Source organism: Pseudomonas sp. PS02302 (genome assembly GCF_029959585.1).
Taxonomy (GTDB): domain Bacteria; phylum Pseudomonadota; class Gammaproteobacteria; order Pseudomonadales; family Pseudomonadaceae; genus Chryseomonas; species Chryseomonas aestiva.
Genome location: NZ_JASCON010000010.1, coordinates 73,880 through 87,377, shown reverse-complemented (window position 1 = coordinate 87,377; position 13,498 = coordinate 73,880). Strand labels below are relative to the sequence as shown.

14 protein-coding genes are annotated in these 13,498 nt (G+C 68.1%); 8 read left to right on the top strand and 6 right to left on the bottom strand.

Annotated elements, in window-relative coordinates; all coding sequences use genetic code 11:
- Window positions 1–97: 97 nt before the first annotated feature.
- The 4 genes from QMX82_RS05750 to madM all read left to right on the top strand — a co-directional run bounded on the left by QMX82_RS05750 (window position 98) and on the right by madM (window position 2,894).
- On the top strand, window positions 98–664 hold the full coding sequence (locus tag QMX82_RS05750) for a malonate decarboxylase holo-ACP synthase (protein WP_282281502.1): 567 nt from the start codon (window positions 98–100) through the stop codon (window positions 662–664).
- Entirely contained in the window at window positions 661–1,596 is a 936-nt protein-coding gene (gene mdcH, locus QMX82_RS05745) for a malonate decarboxylase subunit epsilon (RefSeq protein WP_282281496.1), read from the top strand. Before QMX82_RS05750 ends, mdcH begins: the two co-directional genes overlap by 4 nt.
- A 117-nt stretch (window positions 1,597–1,713) precedes the next feature.
- The gene (madL, locus tag QMX82_RS05740; protein ID WP_208691394.1) at window positions 1,714–2,118 is read left to right on the top strand and encodes a malonate transporter subunit MadL; all 405 of its coding nucleotides are present in this window, start codon (window positions 1,714–1,716) and stop codon (window positions 2,116–2,118) included.
- Window positions 2,119–2,126: 8 nt separating this feature from the next.
- Entirely contained in the window at window positions 2,127–2,894 is a 768-nt protein-coding gene (madM, locus tag QMX82_RS05735) for a malonate transporter subunit MadM (protein WP_282281501.1), read from the top strand.
- A 9-nt stretch (window positions 2,895–2,903) separates the two neighbouring features.
- On the opposite strand, the gene QMX82_RS05730 is transcribed toward madM, so the two are convergent.
- Complete coding sequence (locus QMX82_RS05730) at window positions 2,904–3,812, bottom strand: LysR family transcriptional regulator (RefSeq protein WP_282281495.1); 909 nt, start codon at window positions 3,810–3,812, stop codon at window positions 2,904–2,906.
- 133 nt (window positions 3,813–3,945) lie between these two features.
- On the opposite strand from QMX82_RS05730, the gene QMX82_RS05725 reads away from it, so the two are divergent.
- The 3 genes from QMX82_RS05725 (at window position 3,946) to QMX82_RS05715 (ending at window position 7,396) form a co-directional block, all read left to right on the top strand.
- Entirely contained in the window at window positions 3,946–4,845 is a 900-nt protein-coding gene (locus tag QMX82_RS05725) for a LysR family transcriptional regulator (protein ID WP_282281494.1), read from the top strand.
- A gap of 188 nt (window positions 4,846–5,033) precedes the next feature.
- A complete protein-coding gene (locus tag QMX82_RS05720) occupies window positions 5,034–6,350 on the top strand; it encodes an MFS transporter (protein WP_282281493.1) in 1,317 nt (438 codons plus the stop codon).
- Between the two features lie 47 nt (window positions 6,351–6,397).
- Window positions 6,398–7,396 (top strand): succinylglutamate desuccinylase/aspartoacylase domain-containing protein, encoded by a 999-nt coding sequence (locus QMX82_RS05715; protein WP_282281492.1) that lies wholly within the window; start codon window positions 6,398–6,400, stop codon window positions 7,394–7,396.
- Between the two features lie 54 nt (window positions 7,397–7,450).
- Here the strand turns inward: QMX82_RS05715 and QMX82_RS05710 are convergent, their stop codons facing one another.
- The 4 genes from QMX82_RS05710 to QMX82_RS05695 all read right to left on the bottom strand — a co-directional run bounded on the left by QMX82_RS05710 (window position 7,451) and on the right by QMX82_RS05695 (window position 11,438).
- Window positions 7,451–8,449, bottom strand: a complete 999-nt coding sequence (locus QMX82_RS05710) for a transketolase family protein (protein WP_183629841.1) — start codon at window positions 8,447–8,449, stop codon at window positions 7,451–7,453.
- A complete protein-coding gene (locus tag QMX82_RS05705; RefSeq protein ID WP_282281491.1) occupies window positions 8,449–9,297 on the bottom strand; it encodes a transketolase in 849 nt (282 codons plus the stop codon). The genes QMX82_RS05710 and QMX82_RS05705 overlap by 1 nt, the downstream gene beginning before the upstream one ends.
- A 14-nt stretch (window positions 9,298–9,311) precedes the next feature.
- A complete protein-coding gene (locus QMX82_RS05700) occupies window positions 9,312–10,610 on the bottom strand; it encodes an MFS transporter (RefSeq protein ID WP_282281490.1) in 1,299 nt (432 codons plus the stop codon).
- Between the two features lie 78 nt (window positions 10,611–10,688).
- Window positions 10,689–11,438 (bottom strand): SDR family NAD(P)-dependent oxidoreductase, encoded by a 750-nt coding sequence (locus QMX82_RS05695; RefSeq protein WP_282281500.1) that lies wholly within the window; start codon window positions 11,436–11,438, stop codon window positions 10,689–10,691.
- Between the two features lie 194 nt (window positions 11,439–11,632).
- On the opposite strand from QMX82_RS05695, the gene QMX82_RS05690 reads away from it, so the two are divergent.
- Window positions 11,633–12,544, top strand: coding sequence for a LysR substrate-binding domain-containing protein (locus QMX82_RS05690; protein ID WP_208691401.1), 912 nt, complete (start codon window positions 11,633–11,635; stop codon window positions 12,542–12,544).
- On the opposite strand, the gene QMX82_RS05685 is transcribed toward QMX82_RS05690, so the two are convergent.
- Window positions 12,541–13,422: a LysR family transcriptional regulator gene (locus QMX82_RS05685; protein WP_282281489.1), complete on the bottom strand. Its 882-nt coding sequence runs from the start codon at window positions 13,420–13,422 to the stop codon at window positions 12,541–12,543. The genes QMX82_RS05690 and QMX82_RS05685 overlap by 4 nt on opposite strands.
- Window positions 13,423–13,498 lie beyond the last annotated feature (76 nt).

Here is a 13,498-nt window from a genome sequence, read left to right as displayed (position 1 = left end):
GCTCAACCCAAACTGCGAGGCTCAGGTAGGTTGGGTTGAGCGCAGCGAAGCCCAACACCGGCCCCACGACCTCCTTTGGGGCTTCACCCCGGACGCCCTGCCTGCAAAGGCCCCCGCTTGGGCGGTAGAAATAGCCCAGACCGGCCTGCCGGTGGTGGTACGGCGGGCTGCACCCGAGTCAGACCGCATCCCGGTCGGCCTGCGCGGCACCACCCGCGCCGAGCGGCTGGCGGCCTGGCTGGCGCCTGCTGTCGTGCTGCAGCGGCGGTCTCCCGAGGCGCTGCGGATCACGAACGGCTGCCGCGATCTGCCCGCCTTCGACACCCTTGCCTGCGTACAAACTCGGCTGGATGACCTGGGCCTGCCCTGGGGCCCCACCGGCGCCGCGGGCTACGAACTGGCCTCCGGCTGGCCGGCGCTGCATGCGGGGAGCGATCTGGATCTGCTGATCCGCTGCACCGCCCCGCTGCCGCGCGACCAGGCGCGGGCCCTGCTGGCGTCCCTGCAAACACAGGCGCTCTGTCGCCTGGACATCCTGCTGGAGACCCCCCTCGGCGGCGTGGCCCTGGCGGATTGGGCGGCGAACGCGCCCAGGGTGCTGCTCAAGACCGCTGCCGGTCCCCAGCTGGTAGGCGATCCCTGGCCAGAGGCACGCGCCGCATGAGTACCCTCTTCCAGTTTCCCGGCCAGGGCGCCCAGCGTTCCGGCATGCTGCATGCCCTGCCCGCGGACGCCGAGGTCCGGCGCACCCTGGCGGAAGCCGCCGCGGTGCTGGACCTCGATCCCTTGAGCCTAGACTCCGCCCAGGCCCTGGAACATACCCGCGCCGTGCAGCTGTGCCTGCTGATCGCCGGCGTCGCCACGGCGCGCCTGCTGCTGAGCCGCGGACCGGCGCCACAGCTGGTGGCGGGTCTGTCCATCGGAGCCTATGCCGCGGCGGTGGTGGCCGAGGCCCTGGACTTCGCCGATGCGCTACGCCTGGTGGCCCGTCGCGGCGAATTGATGCAGGCGGCCTACCCGTCCGGCTACGGCATGCTGGCGATCCTGGGGCTGGGGCGTGGCGCGGTGGAGAGCCTGGTCGCTGACCACCACCGTCCTGACGCACCGCTGTACCTGGCCAATGCCAATGCCGAGCAGCAATACGTGGTCGCGGGCAGCGACGCTGGTCTCGCCGTGCTGGCCGAAGCCGCGCGTGCCCAGGGCGCCGCAGCGGCCAAGCGCCTGACCATGAGCGTGCCGTCCCACTGCCCGCTCCTCGCCGAAGCCGCCCAGACTCTGAATAAGGCCTTTGCCGAGGTCGAGCTACGCGCGCCCCGGCTGGCCTATCTGAGCGGTACCTCGGCAAGACGGCTGGTGCGTGCCGAGCAGTTGCGCGACGACCTGGCCTTCAACATGGCGCGGACCATCGAATGGCACGCCACCCTGGAAGCCGCCCGCGAGCGCGGCGTGCGCCTGGCCATCGAGCTGGCGCCGGGCAGCGTGCTCAGCCAACTGGCCAGGCGCGTACTGCCCGCCAGCGGCGTACTGGCCTGGCAGGATACCCACCCCGAAACCCTGGACGCGCTGCGGCGCGAGGAGGCAGCGCGACCGGACTGAACATTCCCCATACGGCGGCTGCCCTCACCCCAGCCCTCTCCCCGCGGGAGAGGGGGTAAAAGCGCGAGCAGCGGCCAGGCTTCACCCCACCCCCAAGCACAACCGAGGACAACAACAATGATCATCTACGGTGTCGCTTTACTTTCCCTCTGCACCCTGGCCGGCATCTTCGCCGGCGAAGTCCTGGGCCGGCTCATCGGCGTGCCCGCCAACGTCGGCGGTGTCGGCATCGCCATGTTGCTGCTGATCTTCTTCAGCAGCTGGATCAGCAATCGCGGCACCGGCCTCACGCCCAAGACCGAACAGGGCGTGGAGTTCTGGAGTGCCATCTACATCCCCATCGTGGTCGCCATGGCGGCGCAGCAGAACGTGGTGGGAGCCCTGCACAGCGGCCCCATGGCCATCCTCGCCGGCCTGACGGCAGTGGGTATCGCCTTCGCCCTGGTGCCGGTGCTCGATCGCCTGGGTCGCAAGAAGCCTGCCACAGCCACCCCCGCTTCCCTTAGCCAGACCGCCCGGTGACCGCCATGCTGATCGAAGCCCTGAGCAAGACCACCCAGTCCTACGGTTTGATCGCCTCCTTCGCCGTGATCGGCGTCATCATGTGGGTTTCCTACTGGCTCTCCGACAAACTCACCCGCGGTCGCCTGCACGGCTCGGCCATCGCCATCTTTCTCGGCCTGCTGCTCGCCTATGTCGGCGGGGTCGTCAGCGGTGGCCAGAAGGGCCTGGTCGACCTGCCACTGCTGGGCGGCCTGGGCCTGCTCGGCGGCGCCATGCTGCGCGACTTCGCCATCGCCGCGACGGCCTTTGGCGTCAACATGCGCGAGCTGCGCGAAGCGGGCATCGCCGGGGTCATCGCCCTGCTGATGGGGGTGTTCTCTTCCTTCATCGCTGGCGTCGCCATCGCCCTGGCCTTTGGCTACACCGACGCCGTGAGCCTCACCACCATCGGCGCGGGCGCCGTGACCTATATCGTCGGTCCGGTCACCGGGGCGGCCATCGGCGCCAGCTCCGACGTCATGGCGCTGTCCATCGCCGCCGGCCTGGTGAAGTCCATCGTGGTGATGATCGCCACGCCCTTCCTGGCGCCCTACATCGGCCTGAACAATCCGCGCACGGCGGTAATCTTCGGCGGCCTGAGGGCCACCCCCCGCGGGGGGGCCGGAGGCCGCGCCGCCACCGATCCGCGCCTGGTGCCCTATGGCTGCCTGACGGCGGCCTTCTACACGGCCCTGGGGTGCCTGCTCGGCCCTTCGCTGCTGTTCCTGGCGACCCGCGCCGTCGTCGGCGGTTGAGACGCGGAGTCAGCCGCGCGCGTACATCCGGCATTCGGCGACGAAGGCCAGCAGATTGGGATCGCGCTCGCGGCTGCGCAGGAACACCGCGCCGATGCGCTGCTGCAGCCGGTAGCGCGGCGCCAGGGGCAGCAGCTTGAGGCGACTCTGGTAGACCGCCTCGACCCGCCCGGGCAACAGCGCGTAGCCCACCCCGGAGCTGACCATGCTCATCAGCGAGAAGATGTCGTTGACCTGCATGATCACCTCCGGCTCGAACCCGGCCTGGGCGAACACCTGGCGGCCGTCGCGAAAGGTGGCGAAGCCCTGGGTCAGGGTCACGAAGGGCACCCCCGCGAGGTCGCGCAGGTCCACCTCGGCCTGGTCGGCGAAGGGCGAGTCGCTGGGCGCGGCGAGAAAGATGTCGTCACTGAACAGCTCGACGCTCTCGCAGTCGGCATCCACCACGGCGTCGTCCAGGGCCACCAGCATGGCGTCCAGCTTGAAGTCGTGCAGCTGCACGGCGAGGTCGGCGTTGGAGCCCAGCACCAGGTCGATGTTGAGTTCGCTGCGCCTGAGCTTGAGGCCCATGATCAGCTGGGGCACGGTCTTGACCGTCAGCGAATAGAGCGCGCCCAGGCGGAAGCGATCGGCCGAAAAGCCGGCCGCCTGCCGCGTGAGGCGTACCGTCTCGGCCAGGTCCTGCAGCAGCCGCTCGGCCCGTGCCTCCAGCACGAAGGCGCCATCCAGCGGCGTCAGGGTGCGCCCCTCGTGCTTGAACAGCGGACAGCGCAGGGCGTTCTCCAGCGAATGGATGGCGCGGTGCACACTGACATGGCTGGTACCCAGCTCGGCGGCGGCCCGCGCCAGGTTCCGGCTGCGCATGAAGGCCAGAAAGATCTCCAGCTTGCGCAGGGTGAGTTCATCGGTATCGGACATGGCGGCCAGCGGGCGATGGAAGACAGCTGCCCACCTTGCCCGGATGGGCGGGCGGCGTCGAGTCCCGGCCCGGACTGGTGGTGAACGCTGGCACGCCGTAACCTGCCCTGGCCCCGAAACAGGCCTGGGATCTATGCAACTGGAATGGCTGGAAGACTTCATCGAATTGGCCCGCACCCGTAGTTTCTCGCGGGCGGCGGAAAACCGTTTCGTCACCCACCCGGCGTTCGGTCGACGTATCCGAGCCCTGGAAGACTGGTGCGGAGCTCCGCTGATCCGTCGTCAGCAGCCCATCAGCCTGACGCCCGAGGGCCTGCTGCTACTGGAAACGGCGCGCGAGGTGGTCGACCGGCTGAGCGAATGCCGCTCGCTGTTCCAGGGCACCGCCCTGCAGCGCGAACAGCCGATCCGCATTGCCACGGGCCGTACGCTGGCCAGCGACTTCTTTCCAGAGTGGTACGACAGCCTCAGTGCGCGCTTCGGAGAGTTTCCCGTCTCGCTCATTACCAGCGGCGCCCAGGAGGCCATCAGCCGACTGGCCGCGGGCGATGCCGATCTGATGCTGATCTTCAGCAGTCCGCTGACCGAACGACTGCTCGATCCGGTACGCTTCGACACCCTGGTCATCAGCCAGGACGAGCTGCTGCCGGTCAGTGCGCCGGATGCCAGCGGGCAACCCCGCCACCGTCTGGACGATGGCGCTCCCGTCGTACCCTGGCTGGCCTTCGCACCGTCGCTGGCGCTACGTGGCGTCCTGGCCCGGCATCTCGCCCGCCTGCCGGGCAAGCTGGCCATGCGCATGATCTACCAGGCCGACTCCTACCCCGCCATCCACCAGATGGCGCGGCGCGGCCACGGCCTGGCCTGGCTGCCCCGCATGGTGGTACGCGAGTCCCTGGCCCAGGGCAGTCTGGTGCTGGCGGGATCGACCAGTCTGGTCGCCACCTTCGACATCTGCCTGCACCGGCTGCGCGGTCGCCACGATGAACGCCTCGAACGCATCTGGCAGACCCTGGCGGAAACCGCCCCATAACGGTGCACGGCGAAATAATCGGCTCCAGGCACTCCGCCAGCACGCAGGCTCTTGAGCCCCTGTGCCCGCTTGGCCCTCAGTTGTGCCGAAACGGCAATTGAGCCACTCCCCAACCATGACCCAAGGTTGAACCTCACTCGTGAAGGCGCCGCCACCCTCGGCCGCGCTCCGCCAAGGGGAACCAGGCCATGTCGCACTCCATATCGACCCTTGCCAGCACCGAGGCTGGCGCACCAGTCCGGCGTGGCTCCTGGAAGGAAATCTGCGCCGCCGGCATCGGCAACGCCCTGGAATTCTACGACCTGCTGATCTACGGCTACTTCGCCGTCATCATCAGCCGGCAGTTCTTTCCGGCGGAAAATGAAACCACCTCCCTGCTGCTGAGCGTGGCCACCTTCGCCATCTCCTTCATCATGCGGCCGCTGGGCGCCGTGGTACTGGGCTCCTACACCGACCGCCGCGGTCGCAAGGCCTCGCTAACGCTGTCCATCGCCCTGATGATGATCGGCACCCTGCTGATGACCTGCGTGCCCACCTACGGCCAGATCGGCCTGCTGGCGCCGCTGATCGTGATCATCGCGCGGATGCTGCAGGGCTTTTCCAGCGGCGGCGAGTTCGGCGCCTGCACCGCCTTCATGGCCGAGAACGCCACCGAGGGTCGGCGCGGCTTCTTCGCCAGTTGGCAGCTGTCCACTCAGGGGCTGGCCACGGTCTTCGCCGCTGGCGTAGCGGCGGTCCTGAGCTATGTGCTCAGCCCGGCGCAGTTGGACGACTGGGGCTGGCGCCTGGCCTTCGGCATCGGTCTGCTGATTGGTCCGATCGGCCTCTATATCCGCCGGCAGATGGATGAAACGCCTGAATTCAAGGCGCTGGCCCGCCGCGAAGGCCCGGAGCCGACCCCAGTGCGGGATCTGCTGCAGGCCGACTGGCGCGTGCTGCTGCTGTGCATCGGCGTGGTGTCCGGCGCCACCGCCTTCAACTACGTGCACAAGCTGTACATGCCCACCTACGCCATGAAGCAGCTGCACATCGCCGCTACCTCCTCCTTTCTGGGCGCCTTCATCACTGGCCTTGCCATCATGCTGATGTCCCCGGTGTTCGGCATCCTGTCCGATCGCTTCGGCCGCCTGCGGGTGCTGGGCATCGCCATGACCCTGGTCGGCCTGTCGTCCTATCCGCTGTTCCTGCTGCTCAACGCCCTGCCCTCCATCACCACCCTGCTGCTGGTCCAGGCGCTGGTGGGCGTCTTGATCGCCGCATCCCTCGGGCCGATCCCGGCCATGCTGGCCGATGCCTTTCCCACCCGCACCCGCGGCTCGGGCCTGTCGCTGAGCTACAACTTCTCGGTCACGGCCTTTGGCGGCTTCGCCCCGTTAGTGGTGACCTGGATGATCAACAGCAGCGGCGACAACCTGGCCCCCAGCTATTACGTGATGGCCACCGCCGCCCTGAGCCTGGTATCGATCCTGGCGCTGACCCGCGCCCGGCGCCACGTCCCCTCCTGATCCATCGCCGGGGCCCGGCCCCGACCTGTCCACCCTAGGAGCCTGCCATGACCACTCTCGCCCAGATCCGTGCCGGTCTGCCCCGCTACCCCATCGAAGTCGCGTTTCCGGACGTCGACCGCTGGAAGACCGGCAACACCGGCATCGACTATGTCCACACCTTCGACAGCGGCGTCGAAGGTCCTCACGTGGCCATCATGGCCCTGACCCACGGCAACGAGGTCAGCGGCGCCATCGCCGTCGACGAAATGCTGCGCCGAGGTATCCGTCCGCAACGCGGCAAGCTGACCCTGGCCTTTGGCAACGTGGCCGCCTATCACGCCTTTGACCCGGACGACATCGACGCCACCCGCTACCTGGAAGAGGACATGAATCGCGTCTGGCTGCCACAGCGCCTCCAGGGTCCGGCCACCACGACCGACCTGGCGCGCGCCCAGCAACTGCGCCCGCTTATCGATGAGGTCGACTGGCTGCTGGATATCCATTCCATGCACGAGCATTCCGCCCCCCTGATGATGACCGGTCCTCTGGAAAAAGGGCTGCGGCTGGCCGCCCAGCTGGGTACACCGGAATTCGTCATCGCCGACGCGGGGCATCAGAACGGTCGGCGCCTGCGTGACTTCGGCGGCTTCGGCCAGCCCGACAGCCCCAAGAACGCCCTGCTGATCGAAACCGGCCAGCACGTGCTGGCCGTGAGCCGGCAGATCGCCCTCGACTGCGTCGCCCGCTTCCTGTTGCTGGCCGAGGTGGTGGACGAGGCGGCGGTGGCCGACCTGCTGCAGGTAGCCAAGCCAACGCGCCAGCGTTTTCTGCGGGTGACCGATGCCATCATCGCCGACACCCTGGACTTCCGTTTCACCCAGGACTTCAAGGGCCTGGAAACCATCCCCGAAGCGGGCACCCTGATCGCCACCGACGGCGAGCGCGAGATCCGTACGCCCTACGCCAACTGCGTGCTGATCCAGCCCTCGATCCGCCACCTGGGTAGCGGTGTCACTGTGGTGCGCCTGGCGCGGGAGCTGGGTGAAGACGAAGTGCCCCACTGAGGTAGTGGGGCGCTGGGCTGGGGCGCCGCCGAGCGCGATCCGCAGCCCTATTCCCTACAGCCAACCCTTGATCTGCTGGCAGACCGCCGTGGTGGAGATGCCGTAGCGGTCGTGCAGGGTCGGCAGCGCCCCGGCGTCGAGGAAGGCGTCGGGCAGCGCGATCTGGCGGAAGGTGGGCGTCACGCCGTTACGCAGCAGGGTGGTCGCGACGGCCTCCCCCAGTCCACCGATCAGCGAATGGTTCTCCGCCGCCACCACCAGCCGTCCCGGCTTGCGGGCCTCCGCCAGGAGGGTCGCTTCGTCCAGCGGCTTGATGGTCGGCACGTGCAGCACCGAGACGTCCACGCCATCCGCGGCCAGGGCCTCGGCGGCCTCCAGGGCGCGCATGGTCATCAGGCCGGTGGACACCACCAGCACGTCGCGGCCGGGGCGCACCACCTGGGCCTTGCCGAGCTGGAACCGGTAGTCGTAGCGATCCAGCACCAGGGGCACGTTGCCGCGCAGGAGGCGCATGTAGACCGGCCCCTGGTGGGCCGCGATGGCCGGTACCGCCTGCTCGATCTCCAGGGCATCGCAGGGGTCGATGACCATGAGGTTGGGCATGGCGCGAAAGATCGCCAGGTCGTCGGTGGCCTGGTGGCTGGGGCCATAGCCGGTGGTCAGCCCCGGCAGGCCGCAGACGATCTTGACGTTGAGATTCTCCTCGGCAATGGCCATGCAGATGAAGTCGTAGGCGCGTCGCGAGGCGAATACCGCATAGGTGGTGGCGAAGGGCACGCAGCCTTCGCGGGCCAGGCCGGCGGCGGCGCTCATCAGCAGCTGCTCGGCCATGCCCATCTGGTAGAAGCGCTCGGGATGGGCCTTGGCGAAGATGTGCAGGTCGGTGTACTTGGCCAGGTCGGCGGTGAGGCCGACGATGTCCTGGCGCTGTTCGGCCAGGGCCGCCAGGGCGTGACCGAACGGAGCCGGTCGCGTCGGCTGGCCCTCGGCGGCGATGCTGGCGATCATCGCCGAGGTGGTCAGGCGTGGCTTGGTGGCGGTGCTGGTAGTCATCAGAAGTCCCTCCCGGCATCCAGGGCATCGAGGGCCAGGGCCCATTCGTGCGCCTCGACGCGGATGAAGTGAGTCTTGTCGCGGGTTTCCAGGAAGGGCACGCCCTTGCCCATGCGGGTATCGCAGAGAATGATCCGGGGCTGCCGGCCGGGGTGCTGACGGGCGCGGTCGAAGCCCGCGACCAGCGCCGCGCGGTCGTTGCCGTCGACGCGCTGGACGAACCAGCCGAAGGCCTGCCAGCGCTCGGCCAGGGGTTCGAAGGCCAGGATCTCGCGGCAATGGCCGTCGGCCTGCTGGTTGTTCACGTCCACCAGGGCGATGAGATTGTCCAGTTGCCAGTGGGAGGCCGACATGGCCGCTTCCCAGGTGGCGCCTTCGTTGAGTTCGCCATCGGACAGCAGGTTGTAGACGAAGGCGCCGGACTGCTTGCGCTTGAGGCCGAGGCAGGCGCCCACGGCGATGCCCAGGCCCTGGCCGAGGGAACCGCCGGTGATCTCCATGCCCGGGGTGTAGGCGGCCATGCCCGACATGGGCAGGCGGCTGTCGTCGCAGCCATAGGTCTCCAGCTCTTCCTGCGGCACGATCCCGGCCTCGATCAGCGCGGCATAGAGGGCGATGGCGTAGTGGCCGATGGACAGGTAGAAGCGGTCGCGCCCTTCCCATTCGGGGTCCTGTGGCTGGTAGCTCAGGGCATGGAAGTAGGCGACGGCCAGGACGTCGGCGACGCCCAGGGCCTGGCCGACATAACCCTGACCCTGGATCTGGCCCATGCGCAGGGCATGGCGGCGGATGTTGTGGGCGCGCTCGGCCAGCGAGAGCGGTGCGAGCTGTGGCGAAGAAACGGTCATGATCTGTACCTCGATTAGCGATTGACCAGGGCGGCGGGAATGCGCAGGACCAGCGTGGCGCCGATCACCAGCACCCCGGTGATGAGGAACATGCCGATGGCGCTGGAGCCGGTGCTGGTGGTGATCCAGCCGATCAGGTAGGGCGAGCAGAAGCCGGCCAGGTTGGCGAAGCTATTCACCGCGGCGATGCCGGCGGCGGCGGTGACCCCGCCCAGCAGCGTGGTGGGCAGCATCCAGAACAGCGAGGACGCCGAAAGGATGCCGGCCGCGGCCAGGCACAGGCTGAGGATCGACAGGGTGACGTTGTGGCCGAAAACCGCGGCGAGGCTGAGCCCGCAGGCGCCCAGCAGCATGGGAATCACCAGGTGCCAGCGGCGCTCGCGGTGCCGGTCGCCGCTGCGCCCGGCCAGCAGCATGGCGACGATGGCGCACATATAGGGCAGGCTGGTGAGCAGGCCGATGTGCAGTGGATCGGCGACCCCCGAATTGCGCACCAGGGTCGGCAGCCAGAAGGTGATGGCGTACTGGCCCATGACCACGCAGAAGTAGATGGCGGCCAGCAGCCACAGCCGGCGATCACGGATGAAGTCGCGCACGCTGGCGTGCTCGGTCTTGTGCTGGTTGTCCTCGGCCAGTTCCTTCTGGATCAGCGCCTTTTCCTCGTCGTCCAGCCAGGTCGCCTGGTGCACGCCGTCCTTGAGATAGGCGAGCACCATCAGCCCCACCACTGCCGTGGGGATGGCTTCGATGACGAACATCCACTGCCAGCCGGCCCAGCCGTGGACGCCGGCGAACTGATTCATGATCCAGCCCGACAGCGGGCCGCCGATCATGCCCGACAGGGGAATGGCGACGAACCAGAGCACCGTCATGCGGGCGCGGCGGTAGGTGGGAAACCAGTAGGTGAGATAGAGCAGCAGACCGGGCGCCAGGCCCGCCTCGGCCACGCCGAGCAGGAAGCGCAGCAGGTAGAACTGCCAGGCCGTCTCGACGAAGGCGAACAGCCCCGAAAGGATGCCCCAGGTGATCATGATGCGGGCGATCCAGCGTCGCGCGCCGACCTTGTGCAGGATGATGTTGCTGGGCACCTCGCAGAGGAAATAGCCGATGAAGAACATGCCGGCGCCGAGGCCGTAGACGGCTTCGCTCAGCGCCAGGTCGTTCATCATCTGCAGTTTGGCGAAGCCGACGTTGACCCGGTCCAGATAGGCGCAGAAGTAGCACAGCATCAGGAAGGGCATCAGCCGCCAGGCGGTCTTGCGATAGGCATTGGCGCGCGCCGAGGTGGCCGCTGCCAGGGTGAGCGTAGTCATGGTCTGATCTCTTGTTGTTATGGGCGCCGCAGCCGCGGGCGCCCTTTTCGATGCAGAGCGTTGAAAACGAGGGGGCGATCAGTGGATCAGCATGCCGCCGTTGACGTCCAGGGTGACGCCGGTCAGGTAGCCGGAGAGATCGCTGGCCAGGAACAGCGCGGCATTGGCCACGTCATTGGGCTCGCCGAGGCGACCCAGCGGGATGCCGTCGATGATCGACTGGCGGCGCTCGTCGTGCATCAGTCCGCCGGTAATGTCGGTCTGGATCAGGCCGGGGGTCAGGGCATTCACGCGGATGCCGTCCGGCCCGAATTCCCGCGCCATCGCCCGGGTCAGGCCCAGCACCCCGGCCTTGGCGGCGCTGTAGTGCGGTCCGCCGAAGATGCCACCGCCACGCTGGGCGGACACCGAGGACAGGCAGACGATGCTGCCAGCGCCCTGCTCGCGCATGGCCGGGATCACCGCCTGGGACATCAGCAGGGTGCCGCGCAGGTTGACGTCGAGGATGCGGTCGTAGTCGGCGCGGCCGATCTCCAGGGTCTTCACCGGCTGGGTGATGCCGGCATTGTTCACCAGCACGTCGAGGCGGCCGTAATGGGCGAGCGCCTGGTCGACCGCGGCCCTGACCTGGGCTTCGTCGGCCACGTTGGCCGCCAGGCCCAGGTGACCTTCGCCGAGGCTGGCGGCGGCATCCCACGCGGCACTGGCGTCGAGGTCGAGGATGATGACCCGCGCGCCCTGGGCGGCGAAGGCCTGGGCCGTGGCCCGACCGATGCCGCGCGCGGAGGCGGCGCCGGTGATGAGGGCGATCTTGTCTTGCAGCAGCAGGGCATTCAGGGGCATGACGCTATCCTTCTTGTTGTTGTGGAGGGCTGTCGCTGAGGGCCAGAGTGCCCCTGCCCCAGGGCCCCAGCAACGCAGCCTGCGTCAGACCGTGCTGAATAAAATTCATGCCTGCGACTTGGCAACAGGGTTTGGTCTCTCGACAATCAGCCTCGAACTGGCCACAGGAGCCGCGCCCCATGGATTCTGGCAAGACGCTTTCCCTGCCACCCCTGAAAGCCCTTCAAGCCTTCGAGCAGACCGCTCGCTTCGCCAATGTCGCCCGCGCCGCCGAGCAACTGGCGCTGACGCCCTCGGCGGTCAGCCATCAGCTGGCTAAGCTGGAGGCCCTGGTGGGTCGCGCCCTCTTCGTCCGCGGCGCGCGCGGCATGACCCTGACCCCGGCCGGGGAGCAATACCTGGAAGAGGTCAGCGAGGTGCTGCACCGGCTGGCCATGGCCACGGATCGCGCGGCCAGCGATGCCGGCCTGGAATGCCTGCGGCTGCACTCGGCGCCGAGCTTCGGCCTGCTCTGGCTGATGCCGCGGCTGGAGCTGTTTCGCCAGAGTCATCCCGATCTCCAGATCAATCTCTCCTGCTCCTACGAATCCCTGCACTTCAGCCGCGACAAGGTCGACATCGACATCCGCCACGGCCTGCCCAGCTGGCCGAACCTGGAGATCCGCACCCTGCAACGCGAACGCCTGGCGGTACTGGCCGCGCCGCAGTTGCTGGAAAAGCGCCCGGTCCAGTCGCCAGCGGATCTGCTGCACAGTGAGCTGATCCTGTCCGAAGCCACCCTGATGAAGTGGCCAAACTGGTTCGCCCAGCAGGGCCTGGCGCTGCCGGAACGGCCCTACACCCTGAGTTTCGATCGCTCCTACATGACCCTGGAAGCCGCCCGCCATGGCCTGGGCTTCGCCCTGGAGAGCACGGTGCTGGCGGCGGACTATCTGGCTCGCGGCGACCTGGTGCGGGTGCTGCCCCAGGACGACGACCTGCCGGTGGCCGCGCACCACCTGGTGTTTCCCCGGGCGCACTCGCGCTACGCCCGGGTGCGGCGCTTTCTCGACTGGCTGCAACAGGAGCTGGGGCAGCCCTTCGACTATTAGCCTGCCTGCAGCCGCTCCAGGAGCAAGCCGACAAAGGCCTGAGCCGCCGGGGTGAGGCTGCGGCCGCTGGGGGTCAGGATGCCCAGCGGCCGGGCCAGGCTCTCGCCACGGACCGGCAGGGCCACCACCGGGGCCTCGCCGCCCGCCGATTCCGGCAGCAGGGCCAGGCCCTGGCCGGCCGCCACCAGGGCCAGCAGGGTGCTCATGTAGTTGGCTTCCAGCGCCGCCACCAGGCGCAGGCCGGCGGCGGCGAAGGCGAAGTCCAGGCACTCGCGCACGCTGCTGTCGCGACCGGTCAGCAGCAAGGGTACGGCGTCGAGTTCGGCCAGGGTGATTTCGGCGCGGCCCGCCCAGGGATGATCGCGGGGGACGAACAGCTGCAGGTGATCGACATACAGCGGCTGGAAGTCCAGGCCCACGGCCCGTGGCCGGACGCCGATGCCCAGATCCACCTGCCCTTCCCGGACCAGCGCCTCAACTCTTCCGGCCACTACATCCTGCAGGCGGACCTCGATGGCCGGATGACGGGCCTGGAAGGTCTTCAGCAATTCGGGAAAGGGGCCCATGAAAAAGGACGGCAAGGCCGCCAGGGTAATCCGTCCGCGGCGCAGACCCGCCAGGTCCCGGGCATGGGTCTGGACATCGCTCAGGTCTACCAGGATGCGCTCCAGGGGCCCACGCAGTTCTTCACCGGCAGTGGTGAGCTGGACCCTTCGCGGGGTGCGTTCGAGCAGTTGCACCTCAAGCCAGGCTTCGAGTTGCTGGATCTGCACGGTGAGCGCCGGAGGGGACAGGTGCAACTCCTCGGCCGCGCGGGCGAAGGAGCCCTGACGGGCCACGGCGAGAAAGGCCTGCACGTGCTGGAGCAGATTCTTCATTTTGTTTTTCTGAACGCTGCTTCGAAAGATTCCAATTTACAGGAGATGCGGCGTCTTCGAATACTGGACCCACAAC

Excerpts from the sequence above, each read along its gene's own strand:
- mdcH (WP_282281496.1), top strand. The coding sequence starts at position 661 with ATGAGTACCCTCTTCCAGTTTCCCGGCCAGGGCGCCCAGCGTTCCGGC.
- madL (WP_208691394.1), top strand. The coding sequence starts at position 1,714 with ATGATCATCTACGGTGTCGCTTTACTTTCCCTCTGCACCCTGGCCGGC.
- QMX82_RS05730 (WP_282281495.1), bottom strand. The coding sequence starts at position 3,812 with ATGTCCGATACCGATGAACTCACCCTGCGCAAGCTGGAGATCTTTCTG.
- QMX82_RS05725 (WP_282281494.1), top strand. The coding sequence starts at position 3,946 with ATGCAACTGGAATGGCTGGAAGACTTCATCGAATTGGCCCGCACCCGT.
- QMX82_RS05720 (WP_282281493.1), top strand. The coding sequence starts at position 5,034 with ATGTCGCACTCCATATCGACCCTTGCCAGCACCGAGGCTGGCGCACCA.
- QMX82_RS05715 (WP_282281492.1), top strand. The coding sequence starts at position 6,398 with ATGACCACTCTCGCCCAGATCCGTGCCGGTCTGCCCCGCTACCCCATC.
- QMX82_RS05710 (WP_183629841.1), bottom strand. The coding sequence starts at position 8,449 with ATGACTACCAGCACCGCCACCAAGCCACGCCTGACCACCTCGGCGATG.
- QMX82_RS05705 (WP_282281491.1), bottom strand. The coding sequence starts at position 9,297 with ATGACCGTTTCTTCGCCACAGCTCGCACCGCTCTCGCTGGCCGAGCGC.
- QMX82_RS05700 (WP_282281490.1), bottom strand. The coding sequence starts at position 10,610 with ATGACTACGCTCACCCTGGCAGCGGCCACCTCGGCGCGCGCCAATGCC.
- QMX82_RS05690 (WP_208691401.1), top strand. The coding sequence starts at position 11,633 with ATGGATTCTGGCAAGACGCTTTCCCTGCCACCCCTGAAAGCCCTTCAA.
- QMX82_RS05685 (WP_282281489.1), bottom strand. The coding sequence starts at position 13,422 with ATGAAGAATCTGCTCCAGCACGTGCAGGCCTTTCTCGCCGTGGCCCGT.